Genomic DNA, 22,556 nt, shown 5'->3' on the forward strand with positions numbered 1-22,556 from the left:
CTTCGAACCACTCAGTTCCGCGGCTGGGAAAGCCCGAGGAATTCGGCCTGCTCGCGGTCGTACCGCTGGGTCAGGCCGTTTCCGTAGCGGTCCCACCAGTTCTGCGTGTGCCCGCCCTGGCGGGTGGTGGTGTCACCGTAGATCTGGCGGTCGTACTCGACGCGGGCGTCGCGGAACTCCTGCTGGAACTGTTCCGGCGTGAGGCCCTGGACGTGCTGGATCGTCGTGTCGCTCAGGGTCCGCGAGCTGCGCACGATGTCGTCGCCGCCCATGTGGTTGAGGATCGCGCGCACCCCGCCGGCGCCGCGCATGTGCGCCCCGGACATGATCGCGGCCTGCGTGCCCGGATCGGTGAAGTTGAGCGCGCCCGCGGTGCGCGCGTTCGCCGTCATCAGGTCCGAGACGACGGCGCGTTCCTCGGCGCTGCCGATGCCGTACTGCTCGCGCGCGGCGATGATCCGGTCGTACCCGTTGTGCATGTTCTGCCGGAAGCCGTACGCCTCCGGCACGCCGCCCTGCTCGCCGGTCGCGCCTTCCGAGCGCATGATCGAATCGACCACGCGCGGGTCCAGCTGCTGCGGCGCCGCCGCGGCCGCCGCTCCCCCGCCGCCGGCTTGGGCCTGGCCGCCGCCGTAGGCCTGCGCGACGTCGGAGTCGGCCGCGTTGTAGCCGTTCGCGGCCGTCTGGACGTTCTGGTTGACGTTCGTGATCAGGCTCAGGAACTTCTGCAGCGCGCTCCCCAGCGAGGAGTGCAGCGCCGAGTTCGCGGCGGCCACCCCGCTCCCGATCCCGGCGAACGACAACGCGTCGAGCACCAGGCTCTCCAGGTCACGGGTCACCGAATGGAAGGACGACCCGACTTCTTCGACCGCTTTGGCGACCGTCCCCATTTCCGTGGTTTCGGCGCGGTAGGCCCCGGCACTCATGGTCTGCTCCTTCCGGACACGGCTGTGCGGGTTCGAGAATTCCGCACCGCGTGGCACCGCCCAACGGCCGAATTACCCACTGCGGTACCGGCGGGAGTGCCCACTCGGACGCTAGATTGGGCAGATGACCAAACCCGACGACGACCCGAACGTCCTGGACGGCGAGATCGTCGACGAGACCCCCACCGCGGCGATCGCGGTGCCCTCGTCGCCGCTGCCGGAGCCGGACTACAGCCTGGGCGGCGTGCCCAGCTTCGACTTCGTGCGTGACAAGATCGAGAACCGGTACACGACGTCGGTCGGGGCCGCCGAGGTCGCCGGCCTCGGCACCGACACCACGGCCGAAACCCTCGACAAGCAGATCGCCGACCGCGACCAGGCGGCGAAGGACAGGCTGGCCGCGATCCGCCGGTCGATGCGCGGCGAGTAGCGCTCAGCGGACCAGCTCGGTGTCGTAGCGGTTTGACCCTGGCCGAGGCGGTGGAGCACCGAGGAGCTGCACTTCGGCCGCACGGCGGAGTGGCTGCACCTCTCGACCGCGCAGGTCAGCCAGCCGATCCGGAAGCTCGAACGGCGGATCGGCGTGCCGCTGTTCACCCGGACCAGCCGCCGCGTGGAGCTGACCGCGGTGGCCTCGTCGGCGACCTCCGGCGAGGGGTCGGCACTGCGCTGGAGCAGGCGATCGAGTCCGCGGGGTCAGCGGCACGCTGCGAGTCGCGTTCGGCGACGCGGCGGGCGGGCAGCTCCTGGCCGGTGTGGCCGAGCGCTTCCGGCAGCGGGAGCCGGGCTGCCGGGTCGAGTTCCGCGAGGTGCGGCCCGCCAGGTCCTGCCCTTGCTGCGCGAGGGTGAGGTGGACGTTGTGCCGGCCGGGCGGTCGCTCGAGGCACCGGACCTGGTCACCGGCCCGGTGCTGGTGCGGGAGCCGCGCTTCTTGACGGTCGCGGCGGCCCACCCGTTTCGTGCGACGCGAGTCGGTGGTGACCGCGAACCTCGCGCGCGTTGAGGTGCTGCGGTGCGGTCGAGCCCTGGGCGGGCCTGCGGGAGCTGCTGACGGCCGGCGCCGGGGAGGGCGCGCTGCCGGTGGGGGCGCACATCCGGCGGTACCACCCGCGGCCGGACGTCGCTTACGTGCCGATCACCGACGCGCCCCGTGGGTGCGCGAGCCGGCGCGGAAGCCGCCACCCCGATCCCGTCAGGCGAGCAGCCAGCGCATCTCCGTCGGCTGGTAGGCCGCGATCGCCGCCAGCCGGTGGGAAAACACCGGTACCCGTCCCGCCAGGCCCGTCAGCCGGATCACCTTCTCCACCGCGCTGCCCGGGTTCGCGATCAGGCAGCCGGAAATCCCCCGCTCGCGGCACAGCTCGAACGCCCGCTGCAGACCGCGGATCCCGCGTGCCGAAAGGAATTCCAGCTGCCCGAGGTCGATCACCAGCCGGTGCGGTCCCGGCAGTTCGCAGAGGGTGGCCTCGATCACCGCCGTCCACTGGGTGACCGTGTCGATGTCGAGCCGGCCTCGCACTTCGACGACCAGTACGCCGCTGGTCCGTTCGGTGGCGATCCCGTCTTGGTCGCGCATCGCGCGCCTCCTCGGGGCCGTGTCGGAGGACGGCCCCGGACCATGGTCCCACCGCGGCCGGACCGCAGCGCGCCGAAGCGGGATACTGTTCCCGCATCGGTTTTCCCTTGGCGGACGGCCGAACCCCGGCACGACCGTCCGGGCTAATGTCCACTGTGGAGAGTCAGCCGCACCAGCCACTCGCGCAGCAGCGACGCCTCGCTCGCGCTCAGTCCCGTCGGGGCCGCGTCGCCCAGCAGGGCGCCGAGCGTCGTCGCCGCGGCGGCCACGTCCGCGGACGGCTCCGGCCGCTCTTCGGCGAGGATGCCGGCCAGGACGCTCTCCCGGACGCGGACGGAGAACGCCAGGTCCGGGTAGAGCGACGGCCGGGTGATCATCGACAGCGCCACCCCCGCGTTGGCCGCCATCACCATCTGCGCGGCGAGCGGCGGCGGCACCTTCAGGCGCCCGGCGGCCGCGCAGCGCTCCAGCACCGCGAGCAGCAGTTCGTGGGCCTCGGCGGCCGCGCCGGGCGGCGTCGAAAGGCCCGCGTACATCAGGCGGTAGTGGTGCGGGTGCCCCACGGCGAAGGCGACGTGGTTGTCCCACCCGTCCCGCAGGTCGCGCACCGGGTCCGGTGACGGTGCCGCCGCGCGCTTGCCGGCGAGGTACTGCTCGAACCCGTGGTCGACGACGGCGGCGAGCAGCCCGTCCTTGTCGCCGAACTGCCGGTACAACGCCGGTGCGCCGACCCCGGCGGCTTCGCAGACGGCCCGCGTCGAGACGTCCGCCGATCGCGAGAGCAGGTCGGCCGCCGCCGTCAGGATGCGCGTTCTCTGGTCCACGAAACCCCACGCTACCAGGCACTATCACTGTCATCAATATTTCGGTAGCGCCGTTCCGAATTCGGTGTTAGCGTTGCTTACGAAAGCACGTAACCGACGATACCGGAGGCACCACCATGCCGTTCGCCAACTTCAAGGTCCCCGCCGGCACCCTGACCGCCGAGCAGAAGGAGCAGCTCGTCACCCGCACCACCGACCTGTACGCCGAGATCTACGGCGACCGGGCCCGCGCGAACACGATGGTGCTGGTCGAGGAGGTCGCCGACGGCGGCTGGGGCATCGGCGGCGACGTGCTCACCATCGCGAAGCTGCAGGCCGGCTGACGTCAGGCTTCCGTAACCCCCGCGTGGAATCATCGGCTGACCACCGAAGTTGTACAGGTGGCAGCACCACACGAGGAAAAGGAGTGACGCCGTGACCACGTCAACCGAAAGGGCCGTCCTGGCCGGCGGCTGCTTCTGGGGCATGCAGGAGCTGTTCCGCCGTCAGCCCGGGGTGATCTCGACCCGGGTCGGTTACAGCGGCGGCGACGTCCCGAACGCCACCTACCGCAACCACGGCACGCACGCCGAGGCCATCGAGGTGGTCTACGACCCCGCGCGGACCACGTTCCGCGACCTGCTCGAGTTCTTCTTCCAGGTGCACGACCCGACGACGAAGAACCGCCAGGGCAACGACATCGGCGTGAGCTACCGCTCGGCGATCTTCTTCGAGAACGACGAGCAGAAGCGGGTCGCCGCGGACACCATCGCCGACGTTGAGGCGTCGGGGCTGTGGCCCGGCAAGGTCGTCACCGAAGTCAGCCCGGCCGGCGACTTCTGGGAGGCCGAGCCCGAGCACCAGGACTACCTGCAGCGCATTCCGAACGGGTACACCTGCCACTTCGTGCGCCCGGGCTGGAAGCTCCCGAAGCGCGAGAAGACCGCCTGACCGTCAGCAGCACCGAAAGGCCCCCACGCCGATCACGGCGTGGGGGCCTTTCGCCGTTCGGACGCGGAAAAGATCACCCGAACGGCGGTGATCCCCGATCGGTCCTGTGTGGACGGTAAACAATTTCGCCCTCAAAGGCGCGAAATGTCCTTTTTGGGAAGTATTGCGTCCGGTAGATAAGACCGTACGTTAGTCGCTTGTTCACGAGCCTTCGGCGCCGGATCCTGATTTCCGCCAAGTAGCAACGTTTTCCCGTCCCCCGTTCTCGGCCCGGCCTGCACCGGGCCGGTTCGCCCTGCCCGGAGGAGATCCTTCGATGCACCTGAGACGTCCCATCGTCTTGGCCGCGAGCGGCGCGCTGATAGCCGCTATGTGCACGACCACCGCAGCCCAGGCCCAGCCCGCCACCCCGAACGCCACCGCGGACGCCCAGACCCTGGCCGTCAACGCGGCGGCCGGCCTGGTCGCCAGCAAGCCGGCCGCGCTGCACGCCAGCGCGGACGACGTTTTCCTCGCCCAGAAAGCGATTTCCTCGACCAACGGGCTCAAGTACGTCCCCTACGAGCGCAGCTACAAGGGCCTCCCGGTCGTCGGCGGCGACTTCGTCGTCGCGACCGACTCGACGGGCCAGGTGCTGGGCACCTCCGTCGCGCAGGACCAGACCATCAACCTCGCCACCACCACCGCCAAGGTCTCCAAGGCCGCGGCCGAGGTGACCGCCCGGCAGCAGCTGTCCGCCGTGGACAGCGTGAGCCCGGCCCAGCAGGTCGTCTACGCGCTCGGCACGCCGACGCTGGCGTGGAAGAGCACCGTCGTCGGCCGCGACGCCGACGGCCCGAGCCGCCTCGACGTCATCGTCGACGCCGCCACGGGCAAGGTGCTCAAGACCCAGGAGCACGTCCTCAACGGTGACGGCACCAGCGCCTGGAACGGCCCGAACCCGGTGCACCTCGACACCACCCACTCGGGCAGCACGTACTCGCTGAAGGACCCGACGATCACCAACACGTCCTGCCAGGACGCGGCCAACAACACCACGTTCAGCGGACCGGACGACCTCTGGGGCAACGGCACCGCCAGCAACCGCGAAACCGGCTGCGTCGACGCGCTGTTCGCCGCGCAGACCGAGAACAAGATGCTCTCGCAGTGGCTGGGCCGCAACAGCTTCGACGGCAGCGGCGGCGGCTGGCCGATCCGCGTCGGCCTCAACGACCAGAACGCCTACTACGACGGCACCCAGGTCCAGATCGGCAAGAACACCGCCGGTGGCTGGATCGGTTCGATCGACGTCGTCGCGCACGAGCACGGCCACGGCATCGACGACCACACCCCGGGCGGCATCTCCGGTGCGGGCACCCAGGAGTTCGTCGCGGACGTCTTCGGCGCCTCCACCGAGTGGTTCGCGAACGAGCCCTCGCCCTACGACGTGCCGGACTTCCTCGTCGGCGAGCAGGTCAACCTGGTCGGCTCCGGCCCGATCCGCAACATGTACAACCCGTCGGCGCTGGGCGACAAGAACTGCTACGACAGCTCCGTCCCCAACGGTGAGGTGCACGCGGCCGCCGGCCCCGGCAACCACTGGTTCTACCTGCTGGCCGAAGGCACCAACCCGACCAACGGGCAGCCGACCAGCTCGACGTGCAACAGCTCCACGGTCACCGGTCTCGGTGTGCAGACCGCGGTGAAGATCTTCTACAACGCGATGCTGCTCAAGACCAGCAGCAGCTCGTACCTGAAGTACCGCACCTGGACGCTGACCGCGGCGAAGAACCTCTTCCCGGGCAGCTGCACCGAGTTCAACACCGTCAAGGCGGCGTGGGACGCCATCTCCGTCCCGGCGCAGTCGGGCGACCCGACGTGCTCGGCGACCGGCACCGTCACGGTTTCCAACCCGGGCAACCAGTCCACCACGACCGGCGGTTCGGTGAACCTGCCGCTGTCGGCCAGCGGTGGCACCTCGCCGTACACCTGGTCGGCCACCGGTCTCCCGGCCGGCCTGGCGATCAACGCCTCCACCGGCACGATCTCGGGCACCGCGACCACCGCGGGCACCTCGAACGTCACCGTGACGGCGAAGGACGCGGCCAACAAGACCGGCACGGCGTCGTTCACGTGGACCGTCGGCACCACCGGCGGCTGCTCCGGCCAGAAGCTGGCCAACGGCGGGTTCGAGTCGGGTAGCGCGAGCTGGACCGCCAGCAGCGGCGTGATCGGGCAGAACGGTTCCGACCAGCCGACGCACGGCGGCACCTACAACGCGTGGCTCAACGGGTACGGCACGACGCACACCGACTCGCTCGCGCAGTCGGTGAGCATTCCGGCAGGCTGCCACGCCAGCCTGACGTTCTACCTGCACATCGACTCCGCGGAGACGACCACCACCACCGCCTACGACAAGCTGACCGTCGCCAACGGCAGCACGACGCTGGGCAGCTACTCCAACCTGAACAAGGCGTCCGGGTACGTGCTCAAGACGGTCGACGTTTCGTCGGCCGCCGGCGGCACCCTCGCGCTGAAGTTCACCGGCACCGAAGACAGCTCGCTGCAGACCTCGTTCGTCATCGACGACGTGGCCGTGACCCTGAGCTGAAGCTGAACCGTTGAAGCGGGGAGACCGGGTCGTCCCGGTCTCCCCGCTTCTCCGTTTTCCGGGGCAGAATCGCCCCATGGACACCGAAGAACTGCGCGCGACCCAGGCCCCGCTGAAGGACAAGTACCGCGAAAGCCCGGAGAGCGCCGTCGTCACCCTGCACGCCGACGCCGAACTGGACGGCCTCGGCATCTCCTGCAAGGTCGAGACCGGCCGCGCGGTCGTCGAGGCGGGCCTGCACCCGGCGACCGGCGGCGACGGCACCCTCGCCTGTTCGGGCGACATGCTGCTCGAAGCGCTCGTCGCGTGCGCGGGGGTGACGCTGCGCGCGGTGGCGACGTCGCTGGGCCTCGAGGTTCGCGGCGGGCGCGTGCGCGCCGAGGGCGACCTCGACTTCCGCGGCACGCTGGCCGTCGCGAAGGACGCGCCGGTGGGCTTCCGCGCGATCCGGCTGTCCTTCGACCTGGACACCGACGCTTCCGAAACCGAGCTCGCCACGCTCAAAAAGCTGACCGAGCGCTACTGCGTGGTGTTCCAATCGTTGCGGACGCCGCCGGAGTTCGCCGTGGCGCTTTCCGCGAATTGATTCTTCTCCGGGAGAAACCCGGAGGACAAAGCGGACAGCGTGGCTTAGCTTGTCGGTGTCACCGGAAGAGGAGCCGACATGCCACAGCCGGAACCGGACATCGCCGTCCAGGTACGCGGGCTGGTGAAGACCTACGGTTCGACGCGCGCGCTCGACGGCGTCGATCTCGACATCCCGGCCGGGCGCGTGCTCGGCCTGCTCGGCCCGAACGGGGCCGGGAAGACCACCACCGTCCGCATCCTGACCACGTTGCTGCGACCGGACTCCGGCGAGGCGCACGTGGCCGGGTACGACGTCCTGGCCCAGCCCGACGAAGTCCGGCGGCGGATCGGGCTGTCCGGGCAGTACGCGGCCGTCGACGAGAACCTCACCGGTTTCGAGAACCTCTACATGGTCGGGCGGCTCTACGGCAGGCGGAAGGCGGCGGCCCGGTCGCGCGCCCGTGAGCTGCTCGCGCGGTTCGCGCTGGAAGAGGCCGCCGACCGGCCGGCGAAGGGCTACTCCGGCGGCATGCGGCGGCGGCTCGACCTGGCCGGCGCGCTGGTCGCGGAGCCGACCGTCGTCGTCCTCGACGAGCCGACCACCGGCCTCGACCCGGGCGGGCGCCTCGACACCTGGGGCGTCATCAAGGAACTGGTCGCCGACGGCACGACCGTGCTGCTGACCACCCAGTACCTCGAAGAAGCCGACCAGCTGGCCGACTCGATCGTGGTGATCGACCACGGCCGGGTGATCGCGCGCGGCACGGCCGACGAGCTCAAGGCCCAGATCGGCGGCGAGCGGCTCGAACTGGTCGTCGCCTCCCCGGCCGACCTGCCCGCCACCCTCGAGGTGCTGCGTGAGGTGGGCACCGGCGACCCGACGGGCGACGACCACACGCGGCGCGCGGAGATCTTCGTCGACACCGGGCCCAAGGCCCTCATCGAGGCCCTGCGGCGGCTCGACGCGCAGGGCATCGCCGTCCAGGACGTCGCCCTGCACCGGCCGACGCTCGACGACGTCTTCCTGTCCCTGACCGGCCACGGCGCCGAGCCCACCGAGGAGGCCGCGAAGTGAACGCGCTCGCGAAGGGCATCTCCGACGGCGGCATCATCACCTGGCGCAACCTGGTGAACGTCCGCCGCAACCCGGACTGGCTGATGGCCGCGACCCTGCAGCCGATCATGTTCGTCCTGCTGTTCGCCTACGTCTTCGGCAACGCCATCGGCGGCGAGGCGGGCGGCGCGGCGTACCGCGAGTTCCTCATCGCGGGGATCTTCGCCCAGACGGTGGCGTTCAACTCGGCGTTCACCGTCATCGGCTTCGCCAACGACCTGCAGAAGGGCATCATCGACCGGTTCCGCTCGCTGCCGATGTCCCGCATCGCGGTGATCCTCGGCCGCACGACGTCGGACCTGGTGGTCAGCGTGGTGGCGCTGGTCGTGATGTCGCTGTGCGGGCTGATCGTCGGCTGGCGCATCCGCGGCAGCTTCTGGGACGCGCTGCTCGGCTACCTGGTGATGCTGATGTTCGCCTGGGCCCTGTCGTGGGTCGGCGCGCTGATCGGCCTCGCGGCCCGCAGCGTCGAGGTCGCGCAGAGCGCCGGCCTGATCTGGATGTTCCCGCTGAGCTTCATCTCCTCGGCGTTCGTCCCGACGCAGACCCTCCCCGGCTTCCTGAAGGCGATCGCGGACTGGAACCCGTTCACGGCGGTGATCAACGCGACGAGGGACCTGTTCGGCAACCGGTTCGGCCCGGCACCGACGGGCTGGCCGGCCGAGCACGCGGCGTTGTATTCGATCGTGTGCTGCGTGGCGATCATCGCGGTCTTCGCCCCACTGGCCACGGCCCGGTACCGCCGGGTGGCGAGCAAGTAGGACACGAACTCCACGGGATTGATCAGGGAGCTCACGTGGGTTTCCTGATCAATCCCGTGTAACCGGCGAGAGCGAGGGTCGCCAGCCCCCAGATCGCGGCTTGCAGGAGCCAGATCGCGACGGTGAAAGCGGCCGCCCCGTTCGTGTCCGGATTGAGGTCACAACGGGCGCGGACACCGGTCGGAGCAAGCGGGAGCCCGCGATCGAGACCGAGCCCGACGAGTTCCACCGTGGTGCACGGCAGTCCGACCGGTGAACCGAAAGAGCTCACGCGTTCTCCGACGTGATGTCCGCCCTCGGCGACTTGCCCGGCCCACGCACCGAGGCCGCCTGCCGTGATCAGCGCGAGGAACAGCGCCACCGCGGTTCGCCGCGCGAGGTAGCCGTAGCCCGCCAGAGCTCCCCAAAGCCAGTGGAACCACCGGGTCGACCGGTTCCCCAAAGAATCCGGCGCACGCTGGTGGAGGTCTTTCTGCTGGGCGATGAGGATCCGTCTGACGTTGCCGTCGTGCCCCGCGCCGCGTTCGGCGCTCGCCAGCGCCTGGTACGGCGCGGGCCGGTAGTACTTCGTGTGGTGGCGGATGATGTGCAGCCAGTCCTGCCACGAGACGGGTTGTCCAGGCGATGACTCCAGTGCGCCGTACTCGAATCCGTTCAGATCGACCAACGTCGGATCTTCACAACGCCCAGCACCGTCGGGTTCCGAGCACAAGGTGGAGCGGAGGAGGAAGACCTTCCCCACCACGTGCGCGTGCTCGAGATCCAGAGCCAGCCCCGCCCGATTGGTGATTTCGGTGTTCCGGAAGTACGCGTCGCCGCCGATGTGGGCACCGAGCAGGGAGACCGCACCACCGAAGTCGTCACCGGAGGCTTCGACTCCTTCGCAGTTCAGGTTTCCCTCGACCCTGAGTTGACCGGCCACGAAGGCCTTGCCGCTGCGATTGGTGATCTTCGCCGATCTCATCACGAGGTTGCCACCGATGTGAGCGCCGAACAACTGTACGGCGCCCGGGCTTCCAGTTCCGGTTAACTCGGCACCGGACATGAACACGCTACCGGTCACTTCGAGTCCGATGGCCCGGACAGCAGGCCCGCTGTCGTTGACGACCTGGGCGTAGCTGAGATCGAGGGATCCCCTGACACGAGCACTGTGAAGGCCGACAGCGCCTCCGCTCCCGGAACCGACGATGACGGTGCCGGTGAGCCAAAGCCCCGCTTCGACATCGATCAAATTCCCGCGGAACCCCGGAAGCCACGAGGACGTCAAGTCCAGCCACGGCAGCCGCGCGTTCCAGGCGGTGACTCGTTCCTCGAACGAGCACCCGGCCAGCTTCATCCCCGCGCAGGCAGCCACGTTGTCGAGGTCGACCACCCCGGTGATCCGGGCGCCCGTGAGGCGGATGCCCCGAGGATCCACTGGGCCGTGCCGGCCGAGCACCAGCTCTCGCAGCAACTGCGCGCGAATCGACCGGCTCGGATCACCGGTCTCGCCCGGCTCGCCGGAATCGGCAGCGCCGCACGTCAACGACGTACCGGTACGCGCCGCGTCCACGAGCGCGCGTTCGAGGTCGTTCAGGTCAGCCAGCCCACGTGAGACATCCTCGGTCACACCGGCCTAGTCGCTCCTTCGCTCGAAGGTGATACGTCCGGGGTCCGAACGCGGACCACCGGATCGACCAGTGTCAGTCCTCTTCGGACAGCTCCACGATGGGGATGACCCGGCGTGCCTGCCGGGCCTTTTCCCGGTGCTCCGCCAGGAACGGGTAGTGCTGCTCCAGCTCCGTCCACGCCCGCACGTAGTCCGCGCCCAGCAGCGGCAGGGCCTCTCCTTCGAACTCCCGGCCGTTCACCTCCACCTTCACCCGCGGGTCGTCCGCCAGGTTCAGGTACCAGTCCGGGTGCTTCGGCGCGCCGATGTTGGACGCCACCACCAGCAACCGCTCGCCGTCGTGGTGGACCATCATCGGGACCGTGCGGGGCTCGCCCGTGCGGCGGCCCGTCGTCGTCAGGAGCACCAGGCGCTCGCGGTGCATGCCCTCGACCTCGCCGCCCGCGCGGAACTGCCGGATCACGCGGCGGTTCGTCTCCTGGATGTCCATCACCGGTCGTAGTACCGGGTCGGCGGGTCCTGCTGGGTCCACTGCTGCTGCGTCGGAGGCGGCGGTGGGGCCGTCTTCTGCTGGCGGCGGCGCCGGTGCAGGGTCCGGGCGCTGGCCGCCATGCTGTTGACCACCATCGCGATGGCCAGGCCGAGCACCAGGTTGATCACGGCCGTCGCGATCTTCGCGCTCGGCGCCACCGTGAGGGTCAGCGGCAGCACCACGGCGATGAGTGTGACCAGCACCATGATCCAGCCGAAGAACTGGGACGGCGCCGGCGTCGCCACGCTCAGCAGGTGCATCAGCCCGGTGGCGAGCAGGGCCACCGCGGCGGCGACCAGCGCGTACGTCGTGGTGCTCGCGTTGCCCCAGACGCCCTCGCCTTTTGGGGCGAGCACTTCGACCTCGAAGATGCCGCGCGCGATCAGCAGCCCGACGACGGCGAGCAGGGCCGCGACCACCGCCGTCGCTACGCCGCCCGCCCACAGCCGGCGCGCGTCGATCCCCGGGCGGACGTCCTGGGGCTGGTTCCCGTAGTAGTCGGCCATCAGAGCCTTCCTAGGTCGGCTGCGCCTCTCGTCCCCGATTGTCCCCTGTTTCGGCCCCGGCCGCGATTTGCGCTGGAGCGCACTCCAGGTTTTACCGTCGGGTGCATGAGCACCGCACAGCACAAGATCGGCTCGGGCTTCGGCGCCGGCACCACCGCGGCCGAAGCCGTCGCGGGCATCGACCTCACCGGGAAGCTCGCCGTCGTCACCGGCGGTTACTCCGGGATCGGCCTCGAAACCACCCGCGCGCTGACCGGCGCCGGCGCGCACGTCGTCGTCCCGGCCCGCCGCCGCGCGGCCGCCGAAGCGGCGCTGGACGGCCTGGCGGAGGTCGACGAACTGGACCTGGGCGACCTCGACAGCGTCCGCGGCTTCGCCGAGCGGTTCCTCGCCACCGGGCGGCGGATCGACCTCTTCATCGGCAACGCGGGCGTCATGGCCTGCCCCGAAACCCGCGTCGGCCCGGGCTGGGAGGCCCAGTTCGCGACCAACCACCTCGGCCACTTCGCGCTGGTCAACCGGCTGTGGCCGGCGATCGCCGACGGCGCGCGGGTGATCTCGCTGTCCTCGCGCGGTCACCACAACTCGCCGATCCGCTGGGACGACGTCCAGTTCGAGCGCGGCTACGACAAGTGGGCGGCCTACGGGCAGGCCAAGACGGCCAACGTGCTGTTCGCCGTCCGGCTCGACGAGCTGGGCGCCGCGAAGGGCGTCCACGCGTTCGCGCTGCACCCGGGCGGCATCATGACGCCGCTGCAGCGGCACCTGCCGCGGGCGGAGATGGTCGAGCGCGGCTGGATCGACGAGGCCGGGAACACCCTGATGGCGTTCAAGACGCCGGAGCAGGGGGCGGCGACGACGGTGTGGGCCGCGACGTCACCGCAGCTGGCCGGGCTCGGCGGGCTGTACCTCGAGGACTGCGACGTCGCCGAGCTGCTCCCGGAGGACACCGGGGAGGCCGGCGCCGCCGGCGTCCGTCCGTACGCTGTGGACCGCGCACAGGCCGCTCGCTTGTGGACGCTGTCCGCGCAGCTCACCGGGGTGGACGCGTTCGCGGGCCGGTGAACGCCCGTTTTCGGTGATCTTCCGACGTTTGCCGCGCACGAGTTCCGGGTACCTGGCGCCCGTGGCCGACGAAGCCGGGAGAGCGGGGAGCCCTACGGCGGGCCCCTCGGACGACGTCACGTGTGCTCGCTACGTACTGGGTGAGTTCACGACCGGGCCGCGCCGGGAGCCGGACGACGAGCGGCCACCGACCCTGCTTGCCGGCCGCTACGAGGTCGGCAGGCTGATCGGCAGCGGCGGCACGGCCCGCGTCTACCGCGCTTATGACCTCCGGCTGGAGCGCGAGGTCGCCGTCAAGATCTACGACCGCGACGCGATGCCGGTGGACCAGCGGCGCCGGCTGCGCGAGACGACCATCCAGGCCAGCATCAGCCACCCGGGCGTGGTGGCGCTGCTCGACAGCGGCAACGACAACGGCCGCACGTTCCTGGTGATGCAGCTGGTCGAGGGCGAAAACCTGGCGGAGCGCCTGCTCAGCGGCCCGATGCCGGCGGCCGAGGTCACGGAGCTGGCGGACGGGCTGGTGGAAGCGCTGGCCCACGTCCACGCCCGCCGCGTCGTCCACCGCGATCTGAAGCCGGCCAATGTGTTCCTCTCCGCGGCCGGTCCGCTGATCGGCGACTTCGGCATCGCGCACGCCCTGGACACGACGCACATCACGGGCACGGGCGTGGTCCCGGGCACGGCGGCGTACCTGGCTCCGGAGCAGGTCAGCGGCGAGCCGGCCGGGCCACCGGCGGACGTGTACGCGCTGGGCCTGATCCTGCTGGAGTGCCTGACGGGCGAGCGCGAGTACGCGGGCACGATGGTGGAGGCGGCGATGGCCCGCCTCAGCCGGCCACCGCGGATCCCGGCGGACGTACCGGCCTCCCTGGCGCACACGTTGCGCCGGATGACCCGCCGCGAGCCACGCGACCGGCCCACGGCAGAGGAAGTGCGCGAGTTGCTGCGCTCACCGGCTCCGGTGACCCCGTTCGTCCGGCGGCCGCTGTGGCGCCGCCGGCTGAAGGTGGTGACGACGGCGGAGCTCGCGGCAGGCGCGGCCACCGACCTCGCGGCGGCATCGATTCCCGGCTCCGCCCGAGGCGACCAGGGAACGGCCTCGGCCGAGCTTCGCCACCGCACCGAAGGCACCACCGCCGAAGCCCCCCGATCCAGCCACCACCCGAGCGGCGAGATCCCCGCCGCCGAGCCGCACCACTGGGCCCCGGCCGCCGGCGCGGCCCCAGCCGCCGAGGCGGCCCGGAGCGGTCAGCACCCGAGTGACGCGGTCCCCGCTGCCGAGCCGCACCACCGTGCCCCAGGCGCCGACGCGGCCCAAGCCGCCGAGCCCGGCCACCACGCCGCCGGCACCGCCGCCCAAGCCGGCCACCACCGGAGCGGTGCAACACCTGCCGCCGAGCCCGGCCACCACGCCGCCCAAGCCGCCCACTACCGGAGCGATGCGACCCCTGCCGCCGAGTTCGACCACCACATCGGCAACCGCCACCCAAACGACGCACCTGCCGCCGCCGAGCCCGGCTCCCCTGCCGCCGCGTACCCCGACACCGCTCTCCTCACCTCCCCCAGCGCCGACCCGCGGCCCGCGCGACGCCGCCGGATGGCCGTCGCCGGGGCGCTTGCCACCGTGGCCGTCGCCGCCGTCCTCGGTGGCCTCCTCACCCTGCGGGACACCGGGACCACCACCCCGGCGCAACCGCCCGCGCCGGTGGCCACCGCGCCCTCCGCCACCTCCGCCACGTCCGGGCCGCTCGCCGACCGGGGTACTCCCGATCCGCAGCAGCAACCGCGGCCGTCGGTCACCCCTCCCTCGCTCGAACCCGCCGCCGTCACCCACCCGACTCCCACCCGCTCCGCGCCGCCCACCACCAAGCCGGGCAAGATCGGCAAGGGGGAAACCCGTGGCAAGGGGAAGGGCACCGGCGGGCACGACGACACCTGAGCGCGGGACCTCCGGCGCGCCGATCCGGGCCTAACGGCCCTGGTGTGGAATAGCCGCCGAAACAATCGCGGACTCCCTTTCCCGAATTCGGACTCGAAACAATAACGACCGGTAACCGGAACGCCTCCCACCTCGACACATCCGGTGGCGCCGAACGAGCGGGCGCCTCCGCCGGGAATCCCCGTCCCGGCCGGTTCGATGAAATTCCGGAGGTCTGGATGAGTGTCCACGCTGCCCTCGCGCGGCCCGTTGCCCACACCCCGCGCGGACGGCACGCCAAGCCCCGTCCCGCGTGGCACCGGGTCACCGGCCGGGCGGTTTTCGCGGCTTCGGCACTGATCACCGCCGGGGCGATCTGGCCGCCGGCGGTGCTCGTCGTGCTCGTGCTGCTCGGGGCGGGCTTCGCGAAACTGCGAACCGCGAGCCGGAAGATCGACACCATCTTCGCCGAAGAACTGTCCGGCCGGGAAGACGTTTCCGAAATCGCCGACCGCGTCGAGATTTCTTGACAGCCACAATTTTCCGGTCGCCACAAAACTGCTCCTCGGCAAAAGGATGACCGCTCTGGTGACCACGACCGCGGCGGGAGTAGAACCGATCGGGCACGGCCACCGCCGCGTGAGGCGTCGAAGATTGGGGAGTCATCATGGCCGATCCCGCAACCCCCGCGTCACCGGTCGAACTCGACCGGGTCCGCACGGAACTCGCCGCGCAGGGCCATCCGTGGGTCATGGGCGAGAACTCCATGACCATCCTCGAAGAGGACCAGCGCCGCCACCGGCTGGGTGTCCCGCTGCCCCCGGAAGCCGAGCGGCACGACCTCGAATCGACGGCGAAATCCCTCGCCCAGGGTGAAGCCGCCCGCGCCACCGCCGTTTCCGGAGCCGGCGCCGCCGCGCAGTTCGACAGCCGCAACACCGGTGGCGCCAACTACGTCACGCCGGTGAAGGACCAGGGTGACTGCGGTTCCTGCGTTTCCTTCGGCACGGCCGCCACGATCGAAACCGTCGCCGCGTTCACGCGCGGGCAGCCCGGCCTGCAGCTCGACCTGTCCGAAGCGCACCTGTTCTACACCCACGGCGCGAACGACGGCGCGACCTGCGACACCGGCTGGATGCCCGACCGGGCGCTGAAGTTCTGCCACGACGTCGGCATCACGTACGAGGACTACTTCCCGTACAGCCCACGCAACCGCTCCGCCGCCAAGCTGAACGCCGACTGGCCGAACCGGCTCGCGACCACGCCGTCGTACGCGGCGTTGACCGGCAACCCCGCGGCGATGAAGGAACAGCTGGCCGCGCGCGGCGCGCTCGTCGCGTGTTTCCTGGTGTACCAGGACTTCTTCTCCTACAAGACCGGCGTCTACCGGCACGTCACCGGCTCGCTCGCCGGCGGTCACTGCGTGACGCTCGTCGGCTACGACGACAGCCAGGGCTGCTGGATCGCGAAGAACAGCTGGAGCACCAGCTGGGGCGACGGCGGCTTCTTCCGGATCGCCTACGGCGAGTGCGGCATCGAGACCTGGCAGGTCCACCAGGTCGGCGCGGTGAACCTGCGCTCGTGGACCGGCTCGACGTCGGTGCTCGGCCTCTGGAGCAACGACCAGGAGCGCAACACCTGGGCGTACCTGCAGAACATGGGCTGGCTGCACCTGGCCGCCGACAGCGAAGTGGTCAACAAGGCGATGCTGATCGAGCTGATCGCCGCGAAGCAGGGTGGCCGTCCGGTCAACGCGTTCAGCAACAACGGCACGATCATCGAGACCTACGTCTTCTAGGAGCCCGCGATGGCCACATCGACCAGTCCGTCCAGCACTCCCGTGGCGGTGGCCCCGGCCGCCAGCCCGGACAACGCGCCCCAGCCGCTCACCCCCGACCAGCTGACCGCGGCGACGACGGCCACCGTCGCCGCCGAACCGAGCGCCGAACCGGTGCTGAGCCCGCCGGGCGCCGCGCGGGCCGCCGCCCCGGTCACCACGGCCGCGGCGTGGCAGTCGAACAAGAAGTTGCTCGCCCTCTGGACGAACAACGCCCCCCGCAACGGCTACGCGTTCGTCGACGGCGTCGGCTGGAAGCACCTCGCGACGAACAGCGACGGCGTGCACGAAACGCTGTTGATGCTCGCCGCGTCGGCGAAACTGAGCGGCTCGGTCACCTACCCCGAGGCCGCCGACGGCTTCATCCACGAGATCTACCTGTGGTGAGCCCGTGCGGGTGATCACGCTCGAAGCCGACGGCGCGGCGGCGGACGTCGCGCCCGGCGAACGGCTGGAGCTGCGCCTGCCCGAGAACGCGGGCACCGGCTACCAGTGGGTGCTCGACGGCCCGGAACCGCCGCTGCGAGTGGTCGAAGAGACCCTCCACCCGGTGGCGGACCGGGCCGGCGGCACCGGCGAACACCGGTTCGTCCTGCACGCGGACGAGCCGGGTGAGACGACGCTGGTGGCGCGGCACGCGCGGCCGTGGGCGCCGGAGAGCGAGCTGCACCGCTTCCGGTTCACCGTGCGGGTCCGCTAGCCGGCGTCCTGCCAGGGTTCGAAGCTGCGCAGGAGCAGCCTGACCTGGGCCGGATCCGTGATGACGGCCTCGACGCCCCGCGGCATCGCGATGATCAGCTGCGTCTCGCGGGCGGTGCAGCCCGCCGCCGTCGCGGCCAGCACCGCGATGCCGCCGCCGTCGACCGCCGTGGCCATCGTGAGGTCCACGACGATGCGGCGGACCGCTTCGGCGAAGGCGTCTTCGATCGCCTGGTGGTAGCTGGGGGCCAAGCCGCCGTCGAAGACCCCGTCCACGGACAGGATGACCTCGTCTTCGAGGAGCACGCTGCGAAGTGTCATCCTGACCTCCTGCCGACCGGGTTTTTCCTCACCGGGTCCGGGTTCGGTCATCAAAGGTTACGGCAGGACCCCGGGTGGGCGCAGGCTGAGCGGGCCAGGAGAGCACACCGGAAGCAGCACGATCAGAAGTCGAAGAGGACACGAGATTCCCTCTCCCCATTCGAATGTATAGCGGATACCGGGGCTTGCGGCAAGCCCCGGGTGCGGGTCCACAATCCGGGCTCACCATTTTCCGATGAGGGGATTTTCCATGCGCGTGCTGCTGTCCACGATCGGCTCGCGGGGCGAAGTGCAGCCGGTGGTGGCGCTGGCCTCGGAACTGAGCGCGCTCGGGCAGGACGTCCGGCTGTGCGTGCCGCCCGACTTCCGGGACGGACTCGACGAGCTCGGGTTCGACGTCGTGCCGATCGGCCCGCTGCTGCGCGGAACCGCGTCGGCGCACCGGGTTCCGCCGACACCGGAGCAGATCCGCAGGGCGGCCGAGGACACCGTGACGACCCAGTTCGAGACGATCGGCGCCGCGGCCGAGGGCTGTGACGTCCTGGTCGCGGCCGGGGCCCTGCAGTTCGCCGCCCGCTCGATCGCCGAGCGCCGCGGCGCCGCCTACGTCTACGCGAGTTTTTGCCCGATCACCCTGCCGTCGGATCTGCACGCGCCGCCGCCGATGCCGTGGCGGTCGCCCGGAAAGGCGGAAAACCGCGCCCTTTGGGCCGAAGACGCGGACCGCTGGAACACATTTTTCGGTGCCCGGGTCAACGAGCACCGCGCGGCGGCCGGCCAGCCGCCCCTCGCCGACCTGCCGACGCACGTGTTCTCCGACCGGCCGTGGCTGGCGGCCGACGCGGCGCTGGCGCCGTGGCCCGAACCGGGTGACTCCCGGATCGTCCAGACGGGCGCATGGATCTGGCCGGACGAGCGCCCGCTGCCACCCGGGCTCGAGGAGTTCCTCGACGCGGGCGAGCCACCGGTGTACTTCGGGTTCGGCAGCATGCGCGCCCCGGGCGAGCTCGCCGAGTCGATGCTGGCGTCGGCCCGCGCGCACGGCCGCCGGGCGGTCATCGCCCGCGGCTGGGCGGACCTCGCCGCGCCCGGCGCCTCGGACTGCTTCGGCGTGGGCGAGGTGAACCAACAGGCGTTGTTCCGCCGGGTGGCGGCGGTCGTCCACCACGGCGGCGCGGGCACGACGACGGCGGCGGCCCGCGCGGGCGCGCCCCAGGTGGTGGCGCCGCAGATGTACGACCAGCACTACTTCGCCGCCCGCGTCGGCACGCTGGGCATCGGCGCGGCCACGGAGCCGGGCGTGCCGGCCGAGGCCGCGTTGACGGCGGCGCTGGAGGTCGCGCTGAGCCCGGAGGTGGCGGCCCGGGCGCGCCGGTTCGCGGGCGAGGTCCGGGCGGACGGAGCAAGCGTGGCGGCGAGCCACCTGCTGGCGACGGCGCCGCTGACGTCCGCCTGAGTCACCGGTTCCCGTTCGGCTGATCGAGCGCGTCGAAGTCCTCGACGCCCGGCGCGGAACCGGCGGATCACGCCTTCCGCAACCGCAACGCCAGTGCCGGGCAAGCGTTTGCCGCGCGGCGGGTCTCGGCCGCCAGCTCCGGCGGAACCGGCCCCGACGCCACTACCGGGTAACCCCACTCGTCCAGCCGGACGAGCTCCGGCAGCAGGTCCGCGCACAGCCCGTGGCCGCGGCAGGCGATCGGGTCCACCGAGAGCTTCACGCCACTCCCTCCAGCACCCGGCACCGGCCGCCGGCCTGGTGGGTGGTGACGTCCGCGCCGAACGTGCGCAGCGCGCTCGCCGCCAGGCGGGCCGCGCCATCCGGGTGGGCGCACGCGCCGCGGCCGGTCAGCAGCGGGAGGCGGTGGGCCAGCCGGTGCACCGCAGGGCCGCCGCGCACCAGCTCCGCGAAATCCGCCGCGATCGACGGGAGGCCGAACATGCACGGGCCGCACTGCCGGGCCGACTCCGCCGCGAGGAACGCCAGCACCTTCGCCGTGTACTCCAGCCCGCACGCGCTCGCCGGAAGTGCGTACACCGCCGGGATTCCCGACAGCCCGAGCCGCAGGTCGGTCGTCCAGGTGCCGCCGTAGCCGCCGACGAGGACCGCCTGCAGCGGCTCGGTTTCGCCGCCCGCCGCGGCCAGCACCGCCGTCAGGGACGGGCCCGCCGGGAGCTCGACGACGCCGGGGGTGCGGACCGCGCCGGTCACCGTCACCAGGTCCGTGCGCGCGGCGCGGTAGTGGTGCGGGCCGAGCAGCACCACCGAAGCGAGCTGCGCCAGCGTTTCGACGTTGTCCACCAGCGTCGGGCGGCCCCGCACCCCGCGTTCGGCGGGCCGCGGCTCCTTGCCCAGCGGCCGCGCGTCGCCGGACGTCAGGAAGTGGACCAGCGCGCTCTCCTCGCTGGCGACGTACCGCCGTGGGATCTCCGCGATCCGCACCGGCACGCGGTCGTCGCGCTCGGCCAGCGCCGCGGTCACGCTCGGCAGCACCGGGCTGCCCGCGTGCACGCACAGCACGGTCTCGGTGGCGCCGATCGCGTGCGCGGCGAGCTGCAGGCCGTCCACCACCAGGTGCGGTGACAACGCCAGCAGCGCGGCGTCCTTCCGGCTGAGCGGGTCGCCTTCGCAGCCGTTCGCGACGACGATCGAGCGCCGCGACCGGGCCGCGCGCAGCTTCACCGCCGTCGGGAAGCCGCCGCCGCCCCGGCCGCGCAGGCCGGCCGCTTCGACGGCTTCCACCAGCCGGTCGCGGCCGTCGTCACCGTGGTAGGCGACCCAGGGGACGACGCCGTTGCGGCGCCGGTGACCGGCCAGGTCGAGCCGGTGCGGGGGCAGGATGCTCATCGGGTGCCTCCCAGCGGCGAGAGCTTGCGGGTTTCGGTGTCGGCGTGCTTCACGCCGGCGCGGTAGGCGACGGCGCCGAGCACGGCCAGCGCGCACAGCACGTCGAGCGCGACGATCCAGCCCCGCGCGGCGTCGTCCTCGGCCATGCCGATGCCGTGCACCAGCGCGACCGGCCAGCACAGGTAGGCCAGCCAGTGCACGGCGCGCCACACCCGCGCGGGCAGGCGGGTCCGGACCAGGCTGGTGACGACGATCGCGAGCAGCAGGTCGATCGCGACGGCGCCGAGGCCCACCCAGAACGGCTGGTAGCCCGCGCCGAACGGGAGCACGACGTCGAGCCAGCTCAGCGGGACGTAGCCGTCGAGGATCGCCGACGCGATGTGCACGACGAGGAAGGCGAGACTGGTCAGCGCGAGGTTCCGGTGCACGGCGGCGACGGTGAACCGCGGCCACGCGGGCGTCGCGAACCGGCCGGCGCCGAGCGCGCCGAGCACGACGACGCCGGTGAAGAGCACCAGCGACACGAGCCCGGTCGCGCGGCTGAAGTACCAGACGGCGGTGCTCACGACGGCCACCCGGGCGTGGTGACGACGTCGCCGCCGACGCCGACGAGCCGCGCGGGCAGCCGCCGCCGGGCCAGCCACTCCGGTGCGGCGGCGCCGAGCACGATCGCCGCCGTGGCCGCCGTGTTGGCGTCCACAGTGGACTTCGCGGCGACGCTCGCGGTGCGCCAGCGGGGTTCCGGGACGTCGCCGGTGCGCGGGTCGACGATGTGGTGCACCGTCCGGCCACCAAGCCGCCAGCGCCGCCGGGTGATCCCCGAGCTGGCCAAGGCGAAGTCCCGGTGCAGCGCGACGGTGGCGTCCGGGGAGGCGACGGCACCGGCGTGGTCGTCGGCCAGCGCGACCTGCCACCCCCCGGCCGGCGGCCGCCCGGCGGCGCGCAGGTCGCCACCGAGGTTGACGAGCGTCCCGCAGCCGACGACGGAGTGGATCCGCCGCGCGGCCCGGTCGGCGGCGAGGGCTTTCGCGGTGGCGCCGAGGTCGAGGCGGACACCGCGGGGCAGGACGACGAGTCGTCGGACGGGATCGAAGAGCACGCGGTGCCAGCCGGGAGCGGGCGTGGGCGGGGCGGAATCGGCGGGTGCCGCCGCGAGGTCGGAGCCGCCGACGGCACGCTCGGAAGCGGTCAAGTCCTCTTCGCCCGGTGCCCGCCCGGCCTCGGCGGCATCGACGCGTCCCGCCACCTCGGCGAAGTCGCGGTCGTAGCCCAGCTCGCGCACCGCGTCCCCCACCGTGGGGTCGACCAGCCCGTCACTCACCCGGGCCGCCCTCAGCGCGACGCCCAGAGCCTCCGCCAGCAGCGGGCTCACCCGCACCTGCCGGCCCGCGGCCTCGTGCAACCGCGAGATCTCCGAGTCCGGCCGGAACCGGCTGCACGCGAGGTCGATCGCCGCCAGTTCCCCGTGCAGGAGCTCGGTCGCCGCACCCAGCCGGGCCGGGTCGGTGACCAGCAGCTCCGCCGTCGTGCCGAGGGCGCGGAACGCCGTCGCCGCGGTCGTCACGACGCCCCCGATCCCGTGTGCGCGGAGCCCGAACCGGAGCTCAGGCCGTTGTCCGGGGCCTGCAGCTGGTCCTGGTCTCCGGAATCGGTCGTGGTGGTCGTCTGCGAGGTGTCCGCGTCCGCCGTCGACAGGCCGAAGCCGATCGCGCCGGCGGCGGCCGCGCCCAGCAGGGCGGCCGTCGCCGTGACCAGGGCGGCCTTGCGGCGGCCCCGTTCCCGGTGAGCGGTCCTGGCGGTGGTCGAGGGGTCCATGGGAACGAGTCTCGGCCGCGTTCCTTTGAGCGAGCTGGGAACGACCTGTCAACTCCCTGACCGGCCATTGTGGACACCTACCAAAGGAGGTTGACACCGGAAAGGCATTAACCCACTC

General features: G+C 71.6%; 27 protein-coding genes. 15 read left to right on the forward strand and 12 right to left on the reverse strand.

Annotated elements, in window-relative coordinates:
* Positions 1 to 11 precede the first annotated feature (11 nt).
* Positions 12 to 926 carry a hypothetical protein gene (locus AB0B33_RS15825; protein ID WP_247021739.1) on the reverse strand — a complete coding sequence of 305 codons (915 nt, stop codon included), beginning with the start codon at positions 924 to 926 and terminating at the stop codon, positions 12 to 14.
* Positions 927 to 1,050: 124 nt separating this feature from the next.
* Between AB0B33_RS15825 and AB0B33_RS15830 the strand changes: the two genes are divergently transcribed.
* Both AB0B33_RS15830 and AB0B33_RS15835 read left to right on the forward strand, forming a co-directional pair.
* Entirely contained in the window at positions 1,051 to 1,356 is a 306-nt protein-coding gene (locus AB0B33_RS15830) for a hypothetical protein (protein WP_247021737.1), read from the forward strand.
* 66 nt (positions 1,357 to 1,422) lie between these two features.
* Positions 1,423 to 1,929, forward strand: a complete 507-nt coding sequence (locus AB0B33_RS15835) for a LysR family transcriptional regulator (protein WP_360772032.1) — start codon at positions 1,423 to 1,425, stop codon at positions 1,927 to 1,929.
* A 189-nt stretch (positions 1,930 to 2,118) separates the two neighbouring features.
* Here AB0B33_RS15835 and AB0B33_RS15840 read toward each other — a convergent pair whose 3' ends face one another.
* Together AB0B33_RS15840 and AB0B33_RS15845 are read right to left on the reverse strand one after the other, a co-directional pair.
* A complete protein-coding gene (locus AB0B33_RS15840) occupies positions 2,119 to 2,502 on the reverse strand; it encodes an STAS domain-containing protein (protein WP_360771771.1) in 384 nt (127 codons plus the stop codon).
* 143 nt (positions 2,503 to 2,645) lie between these two features.
* On the reverse strand, positions 2,646 to 3,326 hold the full coding sequence (locus AB0B33_RS15845) for a TetR/AcrR family transcriptional regulator (protein WP_360771774.1): 681 nt from the start codon (positions 3,324 to 3,326) through the stop codon (positions 2,646 to 2,648).
* 116 nt (positions 3,327 to 3,442) lie between these two features.
* On the opposite strand from AB0B33_RS15845, the gene AB0B33_RS15850 reads away from it, so the two are divergent.
* The 6 genes from AB0B33_RS15850 to AB0B33_RS15875 all read left to right on the forward strand — a co-directional run bounded on the left by AB0B33_RS15850 (position 3,443) and on the right by AB0B33_RS15875 (position 9,288).
* Positions 3,443 to 3,649, forward strand: coding sequence for a 4-oxalocrotonate tautomerase family protein (locus AB0B33_RS15850; RefSeq protein ID WP_360771776.1), 207 nt, complete (start codon positions 3,443 to 3,445; stop codon positions 3,647 to 3,649).
* Positions 3,650 to 3,740: 91 nt separating this feature from the next.
* Complete coding sequence (gene msrA / locus AB0B33_RS15855; protein ID WP_360771779.1) at positions 3,741 to 4,256, forward strand: peptide-methionine (S)-S-oxide reductase MsrA; 516 nt, start codon at positions 3,741 to 3,743, stop codon at positions 4,254 to 4,256.
* Between the two features lie 370 nt (positions 4,257 to 4,626).
* Positions 4,627 to 6,846, forward strand: coding sequence for a M4 family metallopeptidase (locus AB0B33_RS15860; RefSeq protein ID WP_360771782.1), 2,220 nt, complete (start codon positions 4,627 to 4,629; stop codon positions 6,844 to 6,846).
* Positions 6,847 to 6,922: 76 nt separating this feature from the next.
* The gene (locus AB0B33_RS15865; RefSeq protein ID WP_360771784.1) at positions 6,923 to 7,432 is read left to right on the forward strand and encodes an OsmC family protein; all 510 of its coding nucleotides are present in this window, start codon (positions 6,923 to 6,925) and stop codon (positions 7,430 to 7,432) included.
* Positions 7,433 to 7,510: 78 nt separating this feature from the next.
* On the forward strand, positions 7,511 to 8,488 hold the full coding sequence (locus tag AB0B33_RS15870) for an ATP-binding cassette domain-containing protein (protein ID WP_247021720.1): 978 nt from the start codon (positions 7,511 to 7,513) through the stop codon (positions 8,486 to 8,488).
* Positions 8,485 to 9,288, forward strand: coding sequence for an ABC transporter permease (locus tag AB0B33_RS15875; protein ID WP_247021718.1), 804 nt, complete (start codon positions 8,485 to 8,487; stop codon positions 9,286 to 9,288). The genes AB0B33_RS15870 and AB0B33_RS15875 overlap by 4 nt, the downstream gene beginning before the upstream one ends.
* A gap of 31 nt (positions 9,289 to 9,319) precedes the next feature.
* Here the strand turns inward: AB0B33_RS15875 and AB0B33_RS15880 are convergent, their stop codons facing one another.
* The 3 genes from AB0B33_RS15880 to AB0B33_RS15890 all read right to left on the reverse strand — a co-directional run bounded on the left by AB0B33_RS15880 (position 9,320) and on the right by AB0B33_RS15890 (position 11,935).
* Entirely contained in the window at positions 9,320 to 10,897 is a 1,578-nt protein-coding gene (locus tag AB0B33_RS15880) for a hypothetical protein (RefSeq protein WP_360771789.1), read from the reverse strand.
* A gap of 73 nt (positions 10,898 to 10,970) precedes the next feature.
* On the reverse strand, positions 10,971 to 11,387 hold the full coding sequence (locus AB0B33_RS15885) for a nitroreductase/quinone reductase family protein (RefSeq protein WP_360771792.1): 417 nt from the start codon (positions 11,385 to 11,387) through the stop codon (positions 10,971 to 10,973).
* Complete coding sequence (locus tag AB0B33_RS15890) at positions 11,387 to 11,935, reverse strand: DUF6069 family protein (RefSeq protein ID WP_360771795.1); 549 nt, start codon at positions 11,933 to 11,935, stop codon at positions 11,387 to 11,389. The genes AB0B33_RS15885 and AB0B33_RS15890 overlap by 1 nt, the downstream gene beginning before the upstream one ends.
* A gap of 105 nt (positions 11,936 to 12,040) precedes the next feature.
* Here AB0B33_RS15890 and AB0B33_RS15895 point away from each other — a divergent pair, with 105 nt between their 5' ends.
* The 6 genes from AB0B33_RS15895 to AB0B33_RS15920 all read left to right on the forward strand — a co-directional run bounded on the left by AB0B33_RS15895 (position 12,041) and on the right by AB0B33_RS15920 (position 17,458).
* Complete coding sequence (locus AB0B33_RS15895; protein WP_360771798.1) at positions 12,041 to 13,000, forward strand: SDR family NAD(P)-dependent oxidoreductase; 960 nt, start codon at positions 12,041 to 12,043, stop codon at positions 12,998 to 13,000.
* Between the two features lie 61 nt (positions 13,001 to 13,061).
* Positions 13,062 to 14,942, forward strand: a complete 1,881-nt coding sequence (locus AB0B33_RS15900) for a protein kinase (protein ID WP_360771801.1) — start codon at positions 13,062 to 13,064, stop codon at positions 14,940 to 14,942.
* Positions 14,943 to 15,160: 218 nt separating this feature from the next.
* Positions 15,161 to 15,451 carry a hypothetical protein gene (locus AB0B33_RS15905; protein WP_360771804.1) on the forward strand — a complete coding sequence of 97 codons (291 nt, stop codon included), beginning with the start codon at positions 15,161 to 15,163 and terminating at the stop codon, positions 15,449 to 15,451.
* 137 nt (positions 15,452 to 15,588) lie between these two features.
* Entirely contained in the window at positions 15,589 to 16,719 is a 1,131-nt protein-coding gene (locus tag AB0B33_RS15910) for a C1 family peptidase (protein ID WP_247021704.1), read from the forward strand.
* A 9-nt stretch (positions 16,720 to 16,728) separates the two neighbouring features.
* A complete protein-coding gene (locus AB0B33_RS15915) occupies positions 16,729 to 17,145 on the forward strand; it encodes a hypothetical protein (RefSeq protein ID WP_360771807.1) in 417 nt (138 codons plus the stop codon).
* Positions 17,146 to 17,149: 4 nt separating this feature from the next.
* Positions 17,150 to 17,458 (forward strand): protease inhibitor I42 family protein, encoded by a 309-nt coding sequence (locus AB0B33_RS15920; RefSeq protein ID WP_247021700.1) that lies wholly within the window; start codon positions 17,150 to 17,152, stop codon positions 17,456 to 17,458.
* On the opposite strand, the gene AB0B33_RS15925 is transcribed toward AB0B33_RS15920, so the two are convergent.
* Positions 17,455 to 17,778 carry an STAS domain-containing protein gene (locus AB0B33_RS15925; RefSeq protein WP_360771811.1) on the reverse strand — a complete coding sequence of 108 codons (324 nt, stop codon included), beginning with the start codon at positions 17,776 to 17,778 and terminating at the stop codon, positions 17,455 to 17,457. The two genes, AB0B33_RS15920 and AB0B33_RS15925, sit on opposite strands and share 4 nt — an antisense overlap.
* 250 nt (positions 17,779 to 18,028) lie before the next feature.
* On the opposite strand from AB0B33_RS15925, the gene AB0B33_RS15930 reads away from it, so the two are divergent.
* The gene (locus AB0B33_RS15930; RefSeq protein WP_360772035.1) at positions 18,029 to 19,234 is read left to right on the forward strand and encodes a glycosyltransferase; all 1,206 of its coding nucleotides are present in this window, start codon (positions 18,029 to 18,031) and stop codon (positions 19,232 to 19,234) included.
* Positions 19,235 to 19,301: 67 nt separating this feature from the next.
* Here AB0B33_RS15930 and AB0B33_RS15935 read toward each other — a convergent pair whose 3' ends face one another.
* From AB0B33_RS15935 to AB0B33_RS15955, 5 genes are read right to left on the reverse strand one after another with little or no spacing between them, the layout of a single operon-like run.
* Entirely contained in the window at positions 19,302 to 19,496 is a 195-nt protein-coding gene (locus tag AB0B33_RS15935) for a ferredoxin (RefSeq protein WP_360771814.1), read from the reverse strand.
* Positions 19,493 to 20,623, reverse strand: a complete 1,131-nt coding sequence (locus AB0B33_RS15940; protein WP_360771816.1) for an NADH-ubiquinone oxidoreductase-F iron-sulfur binding region domain-containing protein — start codon at positions 20,621 to 20,623, stop codon at positions 19,493 to 19,495. Before AB0B33_RS15940 ends, AB0B33_RS15935 begins: the two co-directional genes overlap by 4 nt.
* A complete protein-coding gene (locus AB0B33_RS15945; protein ID WP_360771819.1) occupies positions 20,620 to 21,189 on the reverse strand; it encodes a ferric reductase-like transmembrane domain-containing protein in 570 nt (189 codons plus the stop codon). Before AB0B33_RS15945 ends, AB0B33_RS15940 begins: the two co-directional genes overlap by 4 nt.
* Entirely contained in the window at positions 21,186 to 22,187 is a 1,002-nt protein-coding gene (locus AB0B33_RS15950; protein ID WP_360771821.1) for an FAD:protein FMN transferase, read from the reverse strand. Before AB0B33_RS15950 ends, AB0B33_RS15945 begins: the two co-directional genes overlap by 4 nt.
* Positions 22,184 to 22,438 carry a hypothetical protein gene (locus AB0B33_RS15955; RefSeq protein ID WP_360771825.1) on the reverse strand — a complete coding sequence of 85 codons (255 nt, stop codon included), beginning with the start codon at positions 22,436 to 22,438 and terminating at the stop codon, positions 22,184 to 22,186. Before AB0B33_RS15955 ends, AB0B33_RS15950 begins: the two co-directional genes overlap by 4 nt.
* Positions 22,439 to 22,556 lie beyond the last annotated feature (118 nt).

This window comes from Amycolatopsis sp. NPDC049159 (assembly GCF_040648295.1).
Lineage (GTDB): Bacteria > Actinomycetota > Actinomycetes > Mycobacteriales > Pseudonocardiaceae > Amycolatopsis > Amycolatopsis pretoriensis_A.